General features: G+C 75.0%; 12 protein-coding genes. 6 read left to right on the forward strand and 6 right to left on the reverse strand.

Annotation, left to right across the window (positions count from 1 at the left end; all coding sequences use genetic code 11):
- Positions 1-47: 47 nt before the first annotated feature.
- Positions 48-2,615, forward strand: coding sequence for an aminopeptidase N (gene pepN, locus IEV86_RS04520; RefSeq protein ID WP_188484554.1), 2,568 nt, complete (start codon positions 48-50; stop codon positions 2,613-2,615).
- 100 nt (positions 2,616-2,715) lie between these two features.
- Here the strand turns inward: pepN and malQ are convergent, their stop codons facing one another.
- A complete protein-coding gene (gene malQ, locus IEV86_RS04525) occupies positions 2,716-4,860 on the reverse strand; it encodes a 4-alpha-glucanotransferase (RefSeq protein WP_043609251.1) in 2,145 nt (714 codons plus the stop codon).
- A 122-nt stretch (positions 4,861-4,982) separates the two neighbouring features.
- Between malQ and IEV86_RS04530 the strand changes: the two genes are divergently transcribed.
- Entirely contained in the window at positions 4,983-6,062 is a 1,080-nt protein-coding gene (locus tag IEV86_RS04530) for a mechanosensitive ion channel family protein (protein ID WP_188484555.1), read from the forward strand.
- A 40-nt stretch (positions 6,063-6,102) separates the two neighbouring features.
- Here the strand turns inward: IEV86_RS04530 and IEV86_RS04535 are convergent, their stop codons facing one another.
- Positions 6,103-6,333, reverse strand: a complete 231-nt coding sequence (locus IEV86_RS04535; RefSeq protein ID WP_043609249.1) for a PTS sugar transporter subunit IIB — start codon at positions 6,331-6,333, stop codon at positions 6,103-6,105.
- Between the two features lie 114 nt (positions 6,334-6,447).
- On the opposite strand from IEV86_RS04535, the gene IEV86_RS04540 reads away from it, so the two are divergent.
- The 4 genes from IEV86_RS04540 to IEV86_RS04555 all read left to right on the forward strand — a co-directional run bounded on the left by IEV86_RS04540 (position 6,448) and on the right by IEV86_RS04555 (position 10,430).
- A complete protein-coding gene (locus IEV86_RS04540; protein ID WP_152605760.1) occupies positions 6,448-6,843 on the forward strand; it encodes a globin in 396 nt (131 codons plus the stop codon).
- Between the two features lie 9 nt (positions 6,844-6,852).
- The gene (locus IEV86_RS04545; protein WP_043609247.1) at positions 6,853-7,815 is read left to right on the forward strand and encodes an acyl-CoA thioesterase; all 963 of its coding nucleotides are present in this window, start codon (positions 6,853-6,855) and stop codon (positions 7,813-7,815) included.
- Positions 7,816-7,941: 126 nt separating this feature from the next.
- Positions 7,942-8,919 carry a DNA topoisomerase IB gene (locus IEV86_RS04550; RefSeq protein ID WP_043609245.1) on the forward strand — a complete coding sequence of 326 codons (978 nt, stop codon included), beginning with the start codon at positions 7,942-7,944 and terminating at the stop codon, positions 8,917-8,919.
- Entirely contained in the window at positions 8,916-10,430 is a 1,515-nt protein-coding gene (locus IEV86_RS04555; RefSeq protein WP_043609243.1) for an SDR family oxidoreductase, read from the forward strand. Before IEV86_RS04550 ends, IEV86_RS04555 begins: the two co-directional genes overlap by 4 nt.
- Before the next feature lie 18 nt (positions 10,431-10,448).
- Here IEV86_RS04555 and IEV86_RS04560 read toward each other — a convergent pair whose 3' ends face one another.
- The 4 genes from IEV86_RS04560 to ettA all read right to left on the reverse strand — a co-directional run bounded on the left by IEV86_RS04560 (position 10,449) and on the right by ettA (position 16,364).
- Complete coding sequence (locus IEV86_RS04560) at positions 10,449-10,925, reverse strand: acyl-CoA thioesterase (protein WP_043609240.1); 477 nt, start codon at positions 10,923-10,925, stop codon at positions 10,449-10,451.
- Entirely contained in the window at positions 10,922-12,568 is a 1,647-nt protein-coding gene (locus IEV86_RS04565; RefSeq protein ID WP_229734464.1) for a GTPase, read from the reverse strand. The genes IEV86_RS04560 and IEV86_RS04565 overlap by 4 nt, the downstream gene beginning before the upstream one ends.
- Positions 12,556-14,382, reverse strand: a complete 1,827-nt coding sequence (locus IEV86_RS04570; protein ID WP_188484556.1) for a P-loop NTPase family protein — start codon at positions 14,380-14,382, stop codon at positions 12,556-12,558. Before IEV86_RS04570 ends, IEV86_RS04565 begins: the two co-directional genes overlap by 13 nt.
- Before the next feature lie 299 nt (positions 14,383-14,681).
- Positions 14,682-16,364: an energy-dependent translational throttle protein EttA gene (ettA, locus tag IEV86_RS04575; protein WP_043609631.1), complete on the reverse strand. Its 1,683-nt coding sequence runs from the start codon at positions 16,362-16,364 to the stop codon at positions 14,682-14,684.
- Between the last annotated feature and the right edge of the window lie 16 nt (positions 16,365-16,380).

Consider the following 16,380-nt stretch of genomic DNA (forward strand, 5'->3'; position numbering starts at 1 on the left):
CGTGGGAGGATCGGCCGCGTCACCACCCCCGACCGAGGAGCACCCCCGTGCCCGCTGAGAACCTCACGCGCGCCGAGGCGCGCGACCGCGCCGCCGTCGTCGACGTGCGCTCGTACGACGTCGCGCTCGACCTGACCACGGGCGACACGACGTTCGCGTCCACGACCACCCTGCGCTTCGCGGGCCGCGCCGGCGCCGCGACGTTCGTGGACCTCATCGCGCCCGTCGTGCACCGCGTGACGCTCAACGGCACCGACCTCGACCCCGCGCTCGTCGTCGCCGACTCGCGCATCCTGCTCGAGGACCTCGCGGACGAGAACGAGCTCGTCGTCGTCGCGGACTGCGCGTACATGAACACGGGTGAGGGCCTGCACCGCTTCGTCGACCCCGTCGACGGCGAGGTGTACCTCTACTCGCAGTTCGAGGTCGCCGACTCGCGCCGCGTCTTCGCGGTGTTCGAGCAGCCCGACCTCAAGGCGACCTTCCGGTTCACGGTCACCGCCCCCGAGCACTGGACCGTCATCTCCAACTCGAGCACCCCCGAGCCGGTCCCGGCGCACGACGGCGCCGCACGCTGGGAGTTCGCCCCGACGCCGCGCCTGTCGAGCTACGTCACGGCCGTCGTCGCCGGCCCGTACCACCGCGAGACGGGTGAGCTCACGAGCAGCGACGGGCGGACGATCCCGCTCGGTGTGCTGTGCCGTGCCTCGCTCGCCCAGCACCTCGACGCCCCGGACATCCTCGACGTGACGCGCGCGGGCTTCGCGTTCTACGAGGAGCTGTTCGCGATGCCCTACCCGTTCGAGAAGTACGACCAGATCTTCGTCCCGGAGTTCAACGCGGGGGCGATGGAGAACGCCGGCGCCGTCACCTTCCTCGAGGGCTACGTGTTCCGCTCCAAGGTCCCCGAGGCGACCGTCGAGCGCCGCGCCGTGACGATCCTGCACGAGCTCGCGCACATGTGGTTCGGCGACCTCGTGACGATGCGCTGGTGGGACGACCTGTGGCTCAACGAGTCGTTCGCCGAGTACGCGTCGACGCTCGCGACCGCCGAGGCGACGCCGTGGCGGCAGGCGTGGACGACGTTCGCCTCGATGGAGAAGTCCTGGGCGTACCGACAGGACCAGCTGCCCTCGACGCACCCGATCGTCGCCGACATCCGCGACCTCGAGGACGTCGAGGTCAACTTCGACGGGATCACGTACGCCAAGGGCGCGTCGGTGCTCAAGCAGCTCGTCTCGTGGGTGGGGTACGAGCAGTTCTTCGCCGGTGTGCGCGCGTACTTCGAGCGGCACGCGTGGGGCAACACCCAGCTGCGCGACCTGCTCGTCGAGCTCGAGAAGACGAGCGGCCGGGACCTCGGCGCGTGGTCCGGGCTGTGGCTCGAGCGCGCGGGCGTCACGCTCCTGCGCCCCGAGGTCGAGGTCGACGACCAGGGCGTCATCACGTCGTTCGCCGTCCTGCAGGAGGCACCCGCCGCGCACGCCCACCTGCGGCCGCACCGGCTCGCCGTCGGCGGCTACGACCTGGTCGAGCAGCCCGACGGCAGCACGCGGCTCGAGCGGACGCTGCGGGTCGAGCTCGACGTCGACGGCGAGCGCACCGAGGTCGCCGAGATGGTCGGCCAGGAGCGCCCGGCGCTGGTCCTCGTGAACGACGACGACCTGGCCTACGCGAAGATCCGCCTCGACGAGCAGTCGCTCGCGGTCGCGACGGACCACCTCCACGCGTTCAGCGACTCGCTCCCCCGCACCCTGGTGTGGGGCGCCGCGTGGGACATGACCCGGGACGGCGAGCTCGGCGCGCGCGACTTCGTCGGCCTCGTGCTGGCGAACATCGCGCACGAGACCGACTCGAGCGTCGTGCTCGTCCTGCTGCGTCAGCTCGCGACGACGCTCGAGCTGTACGTCGCGCCCGAGCACCGCGTCGCGGCCACGGCTGCGGCCGCGGAGCGGCTGTGGGAGCTCGCGAGCAGCGCGGGCGAGGGCAGCGACCTGCAGCTCCAGCTCGCCAAGGCGTTCGCGGCGCGCGCCACGACGCCCGAGCAGCTCGACCGCGTCGCGGGCCTCGTCGACGGGACGGTGGCCCTCGGCGGCCTGAGCGTCGACACCGACCTGCGCTGGGAGCTGCTGACGGCCCTCGTCGCGGGCGGCCGGGCCGACGCCGACGACGTCGAGCGCCAGCTCGCGGCCGACGCCACGGCCACGGGCGAGCGCGCGGCGGCCGCCGCGCGCGCCGCGCTCCCGACCGCGGAGGCCAAGGCCGCCGCGTGGGCGGCGGTCGTCGAGCGCGGCGACCTCGCGAACGCCCTCCAGACGTCGACCATCGCCGGCTTCGGCCGGGTGCACGACCGCGCTCTGCTCGTGCCCTACGTCGACGCGTACTTCGACGCGATCGAGCGCGTGTGGACGACGCGGACCAACGAGATCGCGCAGAACGTCGTCGTCGGCCTCTACCCGTCCCTCCTCGCGGGCGGCGAGGTCGACGTGCTGGCGCGCACCGACGCGTGGCTCGAGCAGCTGGGCGACCGGCACCCGGCGCTGCGACGCCTCGTCGTCGAGGCCCGTGACGGCGTGCGGCGCGCGCTCGCGGCGCAGGAGCGCGACCGGGGCTGACAGCCCGCGGCGTGGCACGACGAAGGCCCCCGGACGTTCCCGGGGGCCTTCGTCGTCGTGCGGCCGAGCGCGCCGAGCGCGGGCGACGTGCCCGCGTCCGTCAGCGGGCCTCGTCGAGCGCGGCGTTCACCGCGGCGACGAGCGACCGCAGCCGCGGGTTCTCGAAGAGGTCGTCGATCAGCACGAGCCGCTGCGCGGAGTCGGCGAGCGGGACCTTCCAGTTCGGGTACTCCTGGTCGGTGCCCGGCTGGTTCTGCGCGCGCCGCTCCCCGACCGCGTCGGCGAGGGACACCCCGACGAGGACCGACGGCGAGGCGAGCACGAGCCGGTGCATCGCCTCGACGAGCTCTCGCTCCGACGGGTCGCCCCCGACGAGCCCGCGCGACGCGAGGACGTCGACCATCTGCTGACGCTCGCGGCGCGCGGCCGCGCGCACGTTCTCGACGGGCTCGGTGAGGAGCCCGAGCCGGTCGCGCAGGTCCACGTGCTCGCCCGCGAGGTAGCCCGCGGTCGGCGGCAGGTCGTGCGTGGTGACGGTCGCGAGCGCGAGGCGGCGGTACTTCTCCGGCGCCATGAGGGTCTTGCCCTCGTACTCGAACCAGAGCACCGACGTCCCGAGGATGCCGCGCTCGGTGAGGTACGTGCGCACCCACGGCTCGAAGACGCCCAGGTCCTCGCCGATGACGACGGCGCCGGCGCGCTGCGCCTCGAGGCACAGGATGCCGATGAGGGCCTCGTGGTCGTACCGGACGTAGGCGCCGTCGCGCGCCGACGCGCCCGACGGGATCCACCAGAGCCGGAACAGGCCAAGGACGTGGTCGATGCGGATCGCGCCCGCGTGCCGCAGGATCGTCCGCAGCATGTCGCGGTAGGGCTTGTACGCGGCGCGTGCGAGGGCGTCGGGGCGCCACGGCGGCTGCGACCAGTCCTGCCCCTGCTGGTTGTACATGTCCGGCGGCGCGCCGACCGAGACGCCCTGCGCGAGGACGTCGCGCATCGCCCACGCGTCCGCCCCCTCGGGGTGCACGCCCACGGCGAGGTCGTGCATGATCCCGAGCCGCATGCCGCCCTCGGTCGCGGCACGCTGCGCGGCCGCGAGCTGCTCGTCGGCGACCCACTGGAGCCAGCAGTAGAAGGTGATCCGGTCCGCGAGCTCGACCTTGAGCCGCTGGACGAGGGCCGAGCCCCGGTCGTGCGCCTCGGCGGGCCACGGCTCGCCCTCGTAGTGCTCGGCGATCGCGCACCACGTCGCGAAGTCGAGCAGCCCGGGGCCCTCGAGCTCGCGGTAGTCGGCGAACGCGGCCTCGCGGGCCGCCGAGCGGGGTGCCGCGTGGACGACCTCGAGAGCGACCTTCTTGGCCGCCCACGCCGCGTCCCGGTCGATGGGTCCCTCGTCCTCGCTGAGCGGGCGGGCGACCTCGGCCTGCCACTCGACGAGCGACCGCTCGGCCACCGGCAGGTACGCCGTCTCGGGGATGTCCTCGACACGCAGGTAGATCGGGTTGACGAACCGCCGCGTGACCGGCAGGTAGGGCGACGGCGTCATCCGGCTGCCGGGCTCGGCGGCGTGCAGCGGGTTGATGAGCAGGAAGTCCGTGCGGCACCGGCGCCCCGCGAGCCACGACAGCTCCGCGAGGTCGCCCAGGTCGCCCACGCCCCACGACCGCGAGGACCGGACCGAGTACAGCTGCGCCATGAAGCCCCAGGCGCGGCGCTCGTCGAGCCCCCGTCCCAGCTCGAGCCGGACCGGCACGACGACGAGCGTCGCGCGCGCCGTGGAGTCGGGCGTCTCGGCGACCAGAGTGTGCCAGCCGAGCGGCAGGTGGTCGGGGACCGTGAACGTCGCCCGGCCCAGCCGGCGCCCGTCGACGGTCCGGGGCGGGACGTACACGTCGGCCTGCGGGAGGTCGACGCCGTCGCCGCCGTCCTCGAGCTCGACGCGGACGACGACGTCCTGGCCGTCCAGCACGTGCACGGGGACCTCCGCCGTCGCACCCTGCCGGACGACCGTCACGGGCGGGAGCGTGCGGCGCCACGGGTCGTCCTCGGCGTTCTCGAGCGCGACCGCGGCCCGCTCGGGCGTCGAGGCGTCGACGCCGAGCGCGGCGAGGACCGCGACGAGCGTCGACTCGGACACGGAGCGCTTGCCTCCGTCGAAGTCCCAGAAGTCGGGCACGACGCCGTACCGGGACGCGAGGTCCAGGAGCGGCTGCGGCAGGGGCGCGGCGGTGTCGGTCTCGGGCACGCACCGATCCTGCCAGAGCACGCGCGTGCGGGACGGGCGACAGGCCCGCGCGGACGGTCCGGGTCCGTCGTCGTGCCGGCTCGGCACCCGGCCGCGGTGGCTACCCTGCCGAGGTGCTCCCGATGACGACGTCCTCCACGCCTCCCCCCCTCGACGACGCCGGCGAGGCGGCGAGGGGCGCCCTCGGCTGGCTGCTCGGCGCACCCCTGCAGACGGTCGTCACGATCGTCCTGGGCGTCGTCGTGCTCGCCGTCGCGCGGTGGGTCATCGCGCGCGGGGTGCGCTCCGTGATCGACGGCGGGTCCACCGTGCGCGCCAAGACGCGCACGCTGCTGCTGCGCACGCGCGTGGGCTCGGCGGCCGACCAGTCGAACCCGCTCGCCGTCGCGCGGCGCGTCCAGCGCGCCGAGACCATGGGGTCGGTCCTGAGGTCGGTCGCGGCGCTCGTGGTCGGCATCCTCGTGCTCACCGCGCTCGCGAACATCTACGGCTGGCAGCTGGGCCCGCTCCTGGCGTCGGCCGGTGTCGCGGGCGTCGCGCTCGGCTTCGGCGCGCAGACCCTCGTCAAGGACTTCCTCTCGGGGCTCTTCATGCTCATCGAGGACCAGTACGGCGTCGGCGACGTGGTCAACCTCGGGGAGGCGACCGGGACGGTCGAGGCCGTGGGCCTGCGCGTCACCCAGGTCCGCAGTCTCGACGGGACGCTCTGGTACGTGCGCAACGGCGAGATCCTCCGCGTCGGCAACATGACGCAGGGCTGGTCCCGCGCGCTGGTCGAGGTGCTGGTCCCGCCGGACATGGACGTCCAGCAGGCGGCCGACCTGCTCCTGCGCGCGACGCGCGAGGCGCTCGAGGCCGAGGACCTCGCGGCGGACGCGCTGGGCGACCCCGAGGTCACGACCTACGAGTCGCTCTCGGCCGAGTCGGTCATGATCCGGATGCTCCTCAAGACGGTTCCCGCGAAGCAGTGGGCGATCCAGCGCGCGGTCCGCGGACGGGTCCGCGAGCTGTTCCGCTCGGAGGGCGTCGACCTGGCGCTGCCGCGGCGCGAGGTCCTGGTCGAGCGCGAGGCGCAGCGCCCGGGCGACGCCGGGCACGACCCGCAGGGAGCCGACAGGCAGGGGGCCGGCAGGCAGGGGGCCGACAGGCAGGGAGCCGACAGGCAGGGGGCCGACAGGCAGGGAGCCGACAGGCAGGGCTGACCCAGGCAGGCACCGCCGCCCCGACGACGGTCCCCGCGGCTCAGCGCAGGCGGTCGATGTCGTCCGCGAGCGCGTCGGCCTCGGGGCCGACGACGACCTGGACGACCCGCCCGGTCCGGACCACCGCGAAGGCGCCCGAGTCCTTGAGGGCGACCTCGTCCACGAGCGCGGCGTCGCGCAGCTCGACCCGCAGGCGCGTGATGCACGGCTCGAGGTCGACGACGTTCGCGTCGCCGCCGAGCGCCGCGAGGATCTGCTCCGCCTTCGTCACCGTGACCCTCCTCGGCCTCGTCGCCGCGGCCGCGGGGTCGGTGGGGGTCGGTGGCCCCATCGCCCCGTCCGCGCTGCGGCACCCAGCGTAGTGCCGGTGAGGGAGGATGGGGGCGTGCTGCCGACCGAGAGCCCCGACTCGTTCCACGCCCTCGTGGGCGGCGAGCCGACGTTCCGCCGCCTCGTCGCGCGGTTCTACGAGCTCGTCGCCGAGGACGAGGTCCTGCGGCCCATGTACCCCGAGGAGGACCTCGGCCCCGCCGAGGAGCGTCTGCGCACGTTCCTCGAGCAGTACTGGGGCGGGCCGACCACCTACTCGCAGGGACGCGGGCACCCGCGCCTGCGCATGCGGCACGCGCCGTACAAGGTGAACCCCGACGCGCGGGACCGCTGGCTCGCGCACATGCGCGTCGCGCTCACCGAGCTGCGCCTGCCGCCCCTGCAGCACGCGACGCTGTGGGACTACCTCGAGCGGGCCGCCCACGCCATGGTCAACACCTTCGACGACTGAGGAGCCCCGGTGACCCCCACGTCCGAGCCGACCACCTCCGACCCGGCTGCCCCGTCCACCGCCCGGCCCGCGGTCGCGGCGACCGCCGAGCCGCCCGCGGCCGGCGACGGACCCGGTGCCGACGCGCTCCGCACCGTCCTGGACGTCCTCGACCTCGAGCGGGTCGACGACGCGACGTTCGTCGGCCGCAGCCTGCCCAAGCCGGGCGGGCGAGTGTTCGGCGGCCAGGTGCTCGCGCAGTGCCTGCTCGCGGCCGCGCGCACCGTCGAGGGCGACCGGCTCCCCCACTCGGTCCACGGCTACTTCCTGCGGCCCGGCGACGTCCGCGAGCCCATCACGTTCAGCGTCGAGCGGCTGCGCGACGGCCGCTCGTTCAGCGCTCGCCGGACGCACGCGCTGCAGAAGGGCGAGCCGATCCTGTCGATGACGACCTCCTTCCAGGTCGCGCAGCCCGGGGTCGAGCACACCGACGCACCCCCGCCGTCCGTCCCGGGCCCCGACCGCGTGCCGAGCGCGATCAGCACGCTCGCGGGCGTCGACCATCCCGTCGCGCAGTTCTGGACGCAGGCGAGCGCGTTCGACCTCCGCCACGTCGAGGCGTCGATCTACCTCGAGCCGGGTCCCATGGCGAGCGGCCGGCAGATGGTGTGGATGCGCGCCCGAGGACCGCTGCCCGACGACGAGGTGCTGCACCGCGCGCTGCTCGCCTACGGGTGCGACCAGGTCATGCTCGAGCCCGTCCTGCGCCGCCACGGCCTGAGCTGGGCGACGCCCGGGCTGTCGATGGCGAGCCTCGACCACGCGATGTGGTGGCACCGGCCGGTCCGCGTCGACCAGTGGCTGCTGTACGTGCAGACCGCGCCGAGCGCCCAGGGCGGGCGCGGTCTGGGCGCAGCCAACGTGTACCGGCAGGACGGGACCCTCGTCGCGTCCATCGCGCAGGAGGGCATGGTGCGCGTCCCGGAGGACTGAGCCGCGACGGGGCCCGGCCCGCTCACGCTCGCCGGCCGCCCGTCGGACCCGCCGCTCCTGCCCGCAGGTCCGCCCGTCGCCCGCGCTCGCCTCGCCGGTCGTCGCCGACCACCGCACACTGTCGCCATGCCCCGCCTGCGCAGGTCGCGCCCCTCGTCCCCCGGCTGGACGCGCCGTCGTCAGGGCAAGGGGGTCGTCTTCCTCGACGAGGACGGCAACCGGATCACCGACCCCGAGGCGGTCGCTCGCTGCACGGAGCTGGTCATCCCGCCCGCCTGGACCGACGTGTGGATCTGCCCGTGGGACAACGGGCACATCCAGGCGATGGGCACGGACGACGCGGGCCGGCGGCAGTACCTCTACCACCCGCAGTGGCGCGCGCGGCAGGACAAGGCCAAGCACGCGCACGTCCTCGACGTCGCGCGGCGCCTGCCGCGCGCGCGCAAGGTCGTCCGCGAGCACCTCGCGCTGCCGGGCATGCCCCGCGAGAAGGTGCTCGCGCTCGCCTTCCGGCTGCTCGACGACGCCTACTTCCGCGCCGGCGGTGAGGCGTACGCGCGGGACAACGGCAGCTACGGGCTCGCGACGGTCCGCCGTGACCACGTCGCGCTCCACCGCGACGGCGTGAGCTTCTGCTACCCCGCCAAGTCCGGGCAGGTGCGCGAGTCGAAGGTCGAGGACACCGAGATCCTGCCGATCGTGCGGCGCCTGCGGGACCGCGACGGCGACGACGACGACGAGCTGCTCGCGTGGCAGGACGACGAGGGCGTCTGGCACGACGTCACGACGGCCGACATCGTGGACTACGTGAAGGCGCGCCTGGGCCCGGAGGCCCGACCCAAGGACTTCCGCACGTGGCACGCGACGGTGCTGGCCGCCGCGGGTCTCGCCGACCACGACCCGCCGTCGTCGGAGCGCGGGCGACGGCGCGTCGTCGCGCAGGTCGTGCGGGAGGTCGCCGACGAGCTGGGCAACACGCCCGCCGTGTGCCGCGCGTCGTACATCGACCCGCGGCTCGTGGACCTGTGGGAGCGCGGCCGGTCGATCGGGCGGCGGCGCACGCGCGCCGCCGCCGAGCGCGCCGTCCTGGAGCTGCTCTCGTGACCGGCGGGTCGGGCGCGGCGTCGGACGGCGCGCGCCTCGCCGCCGTCACCGGGGTGACCGGCTACGTCGGCGGGCGGCTCGTCCCCGAGCTCCTCGCCGCGGGCTTCCGCGTGCGTGCCGTCTCGCGGGACCCGCGCCGGCTGCGCGGCCGGCCGTGGTACGACGACGTCGAGCCCGCGACCGCGGACGTCACGGACCTCGACGCGACGCGCGCCGCGCTCGACGGCGTCGACGTCGCCTACTACCTCGTCCACTCCCTCGGCACAGGTCCGCGGTTCGCGCGCACCGACCGGCTGGCCGCGCTCACGTTCGCCCGTGCGGCGCGCGAGGCGGGAGTCCGGCGGATCGTCTACCTCGGCGGCCTGCACCCCGAGGGCGAGCTCTCGCCGCACCTGGAGTCGCGCCGCGAGGTCGAGGACATCCTCCTCGCCTCGGGCGTCCCGACGACCGTGCTGCGGGCCGCCGTCATCCTCGGCTCGGGCTCGGCGTCGTTCGAGATGATGCGCTACCTCACCGAGCGGCTGCCCGTGATGACGACGCCGCGGTGGGTCGACAACCGCATCCAGCCGATCGCGGTCCGCGACGTGCTGCGCTACCTGGTCGGCAGCGCCGACATGCCCGACGACGTGAACCGCGGGTTCGACATCGGCGGCCCGGACGTCCTGCGGTACCGCGACATGATGCAGCGGTACGCCGCGGTGGCGGGCCTGCGCCGGCGCGTGATCGTCGGTGTCGGCGTCCTGTCCCCGCGGCTGTCGAGCCTGTGGGTCTCGCTCGTCACGCCCGTCCCGGCCGGGATCGCGCGGCCGCTCGTGGAGTCCCTCGTGCACGAGGTGGTCTGCGCCGAGCACGACGTCGCGCGGTGGGTCCCCGACCCGCCCGAGGGGCTCGTCGGGTTCGACGACGCCGTCCGGCTGGCGCTGCAGCGCATCCAGGACGCCGACGTCGCGACGCGGTGGTCGTCGGCGTCGGTCCGCGGCGCCCCGAGCGACCCCCTGCCGACCGACCCGGACTGGGCGGGCGGGTCGCTGTACCGGGACGAGCGCACCACCACGGTGCAGGCCCCCGCCGACGTCCTGTGGGAGGTCCTCGAGAGCATCGGCGGCGAGCACGGCTGGTACTCGTGGCCGCTCGCGTGGCAGGTGCGCGGCGTGCTCGACCGGCTCTCCGGCGGCCCCGGCCTGCGCCGGGGGCGGCGGCACCCGCGTCGGCTCGTCGTGGACGACGTCCTGGACTTCTGGCGCGTCGAGGAGGTCGAGACCGGGCGGCTGCTGCGCCTGCGCGCCGAGATGCGCGTGCCCGGGCTCGCCTGGCTCGAGCTCGCCGTCGCTCCCGGGTCACGGCCCGGGACGTCCTCGGTGACGCAGCGCGCGACGTTCCACCCGCACGGGCTCGCCGGCCACGCCTACTGGTGGGCCGTCACCCCGTTCCACGGCGTGGTGTTCGGCGGGATGCAGCGCGGCATCCGCGAGGAGGCCGAACGCAGAGCCGCGGGTCGTCGGGACGGCTGACGGGCTGCGCGGGGACGGTCAGGTGCCCGGACGCCGCCGCATGGCGACCGGCTCGCCGACGTACGGGGCCCACACGGCCCGCTCGGCGTCGCCGATGCGGCGCGGGCGCTGCGTCGCGGCGTCGATGAGGACGAGTGTCGTCGTCGCGCGTGCGTACACCTGGCGTTCGTCGCCCGCCCCGGACGTCACCTCGTAGCAGACGTCGATGCTCGCGCCCCCGAGGTGGCCGAGCCACATCTCGACCGTGACGCCGTCGCGCCGGTACCCCAGGGGCAGCAGGTACTCGATCTCCGACCGCGCCACCAGCGTGTGGGTCGCGGCGGTCGGTCCCGCGTCGAGCACGGCGGTCGACGTCTCGGCGTCCTCGGCCCCCGGGTGGCGCCAGAACGCCGCGATGCGCGCCTCCTCCAGGAGCCGCAGCAGCGCGACGTTGTTGACGTGCCCGTACGCGTCGAGGTCCGACCAGCGCAGCGGGACCGGGACGTGCAGCCTCATGACCCTCCTCGGCCGGCACCCCGCCGGCGTCGACCCGTACCCTCGGCCGCCACCGTAGCGGCCGTCCGGCACTCGTCCATGCGCGTGAGCACCGCACCGACCGGGGCGACCACGGCCTCGTCCGCGACGGACTCCACGGCCCGGCGCAGCCGGGTGCGGGCGCGGGCGGCTCGGCGCCGCGCGCCGGCGCCGACGAGGAGACGGGCGACCACCGCGACCAGCACCCCGAGCGCGGCGCCACCCGCGAGGAGCACGGTCGGCCAGGGCACGTCGCCCCAGCGTGGCGGGTCCGGGACGGGCAGCTGGAGCGCGCCGAGCGCCGCGAGCACCCCGAGCCACCCCGCGCCCGCGACCATCACGGCGACGAGCACCCACTGGAGCGCGCCGATCCCGGTCCACCACGCGGGTCTCCGCGCCGGGACGAGCGGAGCGGACCCGACGGCGTGGTCGAGCAGGTCGGGCAGCGCGTCCGGGTCGACGCAGTCGCGTGCGGCGAGGACCCACGGGTCGGGCGCCCCCGTGGACGCGTCGTCGGCGTAGGCGAGGACCGCCGCCCGGGCGCGCGCGCGCTCGGCCGGACCCGCGGGCGGGAGGGAGGTCCGTGCGATCTCGGCCTCGGGGTCGCCGTGCTCGTCGCCGGGCCCGCGCAGGTGGAGCCTGCGCAGCGGGTCGGGCCGGAACCGGCCGATCCACCGGGTCGGTGGCCACCCGGTCGCGGCGCGGCCGCGCGCGGCCCACCCGTCGCGCACGGCGTCGACGACGAGCGGGACGCCCGCCGCGGTCCCGAGGGCGTCGACGAGCCGCTGGCGTGCCGAGGCCGGACGCGACGTCGCCGTACCGCAGTGCTCGAGCACGCGCGCGGCGGCCGCGCCGACGTCGGCGAGCACGCGCGCGACGGCCGCCTCCCGCCGCCGTGCGGCCCTGTCGAGCGCCGCGCGCAGCTCGGCGACGCCCTCGCCGGTCCGTGCCGACGCCTCGAGCACGGGGACCCCGGGCAGGCCGTCGAGCGCGAGCAGCCGCTCGAGGTCCCGTCGGCACGCCTCGCGCTCGGCCGGGGACAGTCGGTCCACCTGGTTGAGGACGACGACGACGACGTCGCGGTGCGACGCGAGGGGACGCAGGTAGCGCTCGTGGAGCGCGCCGTCCGCGTACTTCTGCGGGTCGACGACCCAGACCATGAGGTCGACGAGCGCGACGAGCCGCTCGGCCTCGAGGCGGTGCTCGACGACGACCGAGTCGTGGTCGGGAAGGTCGAGCAGCACGAGGCCGCCGTCGTCGGGCGTGGGCGGGGCCTGCTCGTCGTCGTCGAGCACGTGCCGTCGGCGCACCGCGAGCCAGTCCAGGAGCGGCGCAGCGCCCTCGGCCCCGCGGACGGCGGCGAGCGCCTCGGACGTCGTGGGCCGCAGCACGTCGACGGCCGCGAGCGGCTCGCCGACCACCGCGTTGAACAGCGACGACTTGCCCGAGCCGGTCGCTCCCGCGAACGCGGCGACCGTGTGCTCGGCCGACAGCCGCATGCGCCGCCCCGCGCGCTCCTCGACCGCCTCGGCGCGGGCGACGACGTCGGCGGGCAGCACGCCGGCACCCGCCTCGACGGCACGGGCGAGGGCGTCGAGGCGCTCGGCGGGGCTCAGTCCTCCCACAGCCGCCTCCACCACCGGCGCACGACGGACTCCTCGGCCGGCGGCTCGGGCGCCACGTCGGCGTCGGCCGCCCGGGTGCCGGCACCACGCAGGTCGTCGGGGAGCTCGGGCAGGGCGCCGAGCCACGTCGCGTCGCGCGCGACCTCGCGCGCGGCCGAACGGAGGCGGTCACCTGCGGACGTCGGGGCGTCCAGCGCGTCGAGGGCCCCGGAGAACCGCGAGCGCTCGTCGTCGAGCAGCGCGCCGAGCCGGTCGACCAGGTCCGCCTGCGCGGTCCGGGTCAGGCGGCGCACGGCCTCGTCGCCGAAGACCGCCTCGAGCAACCGCTGCGCGAGGACCGCGGTGCCGCCCGCCACGCCCACCTCGGCCGCCGTGAGCCCACCCGTCGTCGCGAAGATCGACACCATGAGCGCCGCACCGAGGCCGTTGACGCCGAACGACAGGGCCCGCGCGGTCGACCGTCGGTCCGCCCCCTCGGTCGAGACGAGGTCCAGGACGCCGCGCTGCCACTCGCGCACGGCGGCGGCGACCCGCGGGCGCAGGTCCGTCGAGGCGCGGGTCAGCCACAGCCCGTCGACGAGCCGGCGGCCCGCAGGGTCGGCGCGCCACGCCGCGGCGGTGCGCTGGGCCGCCCGGTCGGCGGCGTCGACGACGAGGTCGACCAGCCCGCTGCCGATCGCCTCGGCGACGGGTTCGGGTGCCGGCCGCCCGCGCAGGAACGCCACGGCCCGGTCGCGGATCGTGCTCACCTTGGCCTCGACCGCGCGCAGCACCTCCCCCGTGCCGACGAACTCCTGCCAGCGGGCGAGGACCTCGCCGCGCAGCATGGTCCCGTCGGACGTCGCGTCGCGGACCGCGTCGCGTGCGGCGCCGTACTCGTGCCGGGCCGTCCGGCGCAGGCCCTCGACGTGCGCGACGTGGTCGTCCGCCGCGGACGCGAGCGCGGGGACCGTCGCGACGAGGTCCTCGACCGCGCCGCCCAGCGTGCGGTGGACGACCTGCTCGCGCGAGGCGCCGTCGCCGACGACGGCCCTGAGCCACGAGGCGAGCGGGGCGACGGCGTGCGGCGGGACCCGGCCGTCGACGAGCTCCGCCTCGGGCACGGTCACGAGGCGTGCCTCCGGCAGGCCGTTGTCGGTGAGCATGCGCCCGAGGTGCGCCGCGACCGCGTCCCGCGCGGGCGGGTCGACCCGGTTGAGCACGACCGTGACGACGGCACGCCGCCGCGCCGCGGCCGCGAGGAGGTCCCACGGCACGGCGTCGGCGTAGCGCGCCGCCGTGGTGACGAACACCCACAGGTCGGCCGCCCCGAGCAGCTCCTCGCCCAGCTCCCGGTTCTCCACGACGACCGAGTCGATGTCCGGGGCGTCGAGCAGCGCGAGGCCGCGCGGGACGTCGGGGTGCGCCACGAGACGCAGGGCCCGCCCGTCGGCGTCGTGCCCGGTCACGCGCGGCAGCGTCGGCAGGATCCGGTCGCTCGCGAACCACGCGGTGTCGTCGGGGTGGTGGACCAGGACGGGTGAGCGGGTCGTCGGGCGCAGCACGCCGGCGGTCGTGACCTCGGCACCCACGAGGCTGTTGACGAGCGTGGACTTGCCGGCACCGGTCGAGCCGCCGACGACCGCGAGCAGCGGCGCGCCGAGCTGGCGCACGCGGGGCAGGAGGTAGTCGTCGAGGTGGTCGACCAGGCGCCGGGCGGTCCTGCGGTGCTCCGCCGCCTCGGGGAGGTCGAGCGGCAGCCGGAGCTGCTGCAGGACGGTCCGCAGGTCGGTGAGCGACCTCAGCAGAGCATCGGTCTCCTGCACCGTCGCCACCCGCACCTCCTCCGTCCGCCCCGCCGGCGCGGGTCCGGTGCCAGTCTGGCCCAGGTGGGGCGACGGCGCCCGAGGTCTGCGCGCCGCCCCGCCGTCGTGCCACGTCGGCGCGCGGAACCGTGGCCGGACCCGTGGCCGGACCTGTGGCCCGCCCGCCGATCCTGGAGCCGGTGGGCGGTGGGGCCGGCGCGCGTCCCCGTCGACGACGGCGCCCCGGTGGTCCGTGGACCACCGGGGCGTCGGTCGTGCGCGTCGTCGTGCCGGGTCGACCGGTGCGGAGACCGGTCGCGCGTGGTGCGTCAGTCGCGCGTGAGCTTGCGGTACGTCACGCGGTGGGGACGAGCGGCCTCGACACCGAGGCGCTCGACCTTGTTCTCCTCGTAGGACTCGAAGTTCCCCTCGAACCAGTACCAGCTGGCCGGGTCCTCCTCGGTGCCCTCGTAGGCGAGGATGTGCGTCGCGACCCGGTCGAGGAACCACCGGTCGTGCGACACCACGACCGCGCAGCCCGGGAACTCCAGCAGCGCGTTCTCGAGCGAGCCGAGCGTCTCGACGTCGAGGTCGTTGGTCGGCTCGTCGAGGAGCAGGACGTTGCCGCCCTGCTTGAGCGTCAGCGCGAGGTTCAGCCGGTTCCGCTCGCCACCGGAGAGCACCCCGGCCGGCTTCTGCTGGTCCGGCCCCTTGAAGCCGAACGACGCGACGTACGCGCGCGACGGCATCTCGACGTTGCCCACCTTGATGTAGTCCAGACCGTCGGAGACGACCTCCCACAGCGTCTTCTTCGGGTCGATGCCACCGCGGCTCTGGTCGACGTACGACAGCTGGACGGTCTCGCCGACCTTGAGCGAGCCGCCGTCGAGCGGCTCGAGTCCCACGATCGTCTTGAAGAGCGTCGTCTTGCCCACGCCGTTCGGGCCGATGACGCCGACGATGCCGTTGCGGGGCAGCGTGAACGACAACCCGTCGATCAGCACCCGGTCGCCGAACCCCTTGCGCAGGTCGTCCGCCTCGATGACGACGTTGCCCAGGCGCGGACCCGGCGGGATCTGGATCTCCTCGAAGTCCAGCTTGCGCGTGCGGTCCGCCTCGGCGGCCATCTCCTCGTACCGCTGCAGACGTGCACGGGACTTGGTCTGACGCGCCTTCGCGGATGACCGCACCCACTCGAGCTCGTCCTTGAGCCGCTTCGCGAGCTTGGCGTCCTTCTTGCCCTGGACCTCGAGCCGCGCCTGCTTCTTCTCCAGGTACGTCGAGTAGTTGCCCTCGTACGGGTAGAGGCGACCACGGTCGACCTCGGCGATCCACTGTGCGACGTGGTCGAGGAAGTACCGGTCGTGAGTGACCGCGATGACGGCGCCGTGGTACTGGGAGAGGTGCTGCTCGAGCCACAGCACGCTCTCGGCGTCGAGGTGGTTGGTCGGCTCGTCGAGCAGCAGCAGGTCGGGCTTCTCGAGCAGCAGCTTGCACAGCGCGACGCGGCGCCGCTCGCCGCCGGACAGCACCGACACGTCGGCGTCCGGCGGCGGGCAGCGCAGCGCGTCCATCGCCTGCTCGAGCTGCGAGTCCAGGTCCCACGCGTTCGCGTGGTCGAGCGCCTCCTGGAGCTCGCCCATCTCGGCCAGGAGCGCGTCGTAGTCCGCGTCCGGGTCCGCCATCAGGGCGGAGATCTCGTTGAAGCGGTCGAGCTTGCCCTTGATCTCGGCGACACCCTCCTCGACGTTGCCGAGGACGGTCTTGGACTCGTTGAGCGGCGGCTCCTGCAGGAGGATCCCGACCGTGTAGCCCGGGGACAGGCGGGCCTCGCCGTTGGACGGCTGGTCGAGCCCGGCCATGATCTTCAGGATCGTCGACTTGCCCGCACCGTTCGGGCCCACGACGCCGATCTTGGCGCCGGGGTAGAAGCTCATGGTGACGTCGTCGAGGATCACCTTGTCGCCGTGCGCCTTGCGCGCCTTGTACATGGTGTAGATGAACTCAGCCACGTTCGGGTTCCGCTCC

Origin of the sequence: Cellulomonas carbonis (assembly GCF_014636275.1) — a bacterium.
Lineage (GTDB): Bacteria > Actinomycetota > Actinomycetes > Actinomycetales > Cellulomonadaceae > Actinotalea > Actinotalea carbonis.

Bases quoted from the DNA above. Each gene is read 5' to 3' on its own strand.
- IEV86_RS04530 (WP_188484555.1), top strand. From the start codon at position 4,983: ATGACGACGTCCTCCACGCCTCCCCCCCTCGACGACGCCGGCGAGGCG.
- IEV86_RS04550 (WP_043609245.1), top strand. From the start codon at position 7,942: ATGCCCCGCCTGCGCAGGTCGCGCCCCTCGTCCCCCGGCTGGACGCGC.
- IEV86_RS04560 (WP_043609240.1), bottom strand. From the start codon at position 10,925: ATGAGGCTGCACGTCCCGGTCCCGCTGCGCTGGTCGGACCTCGACGCG.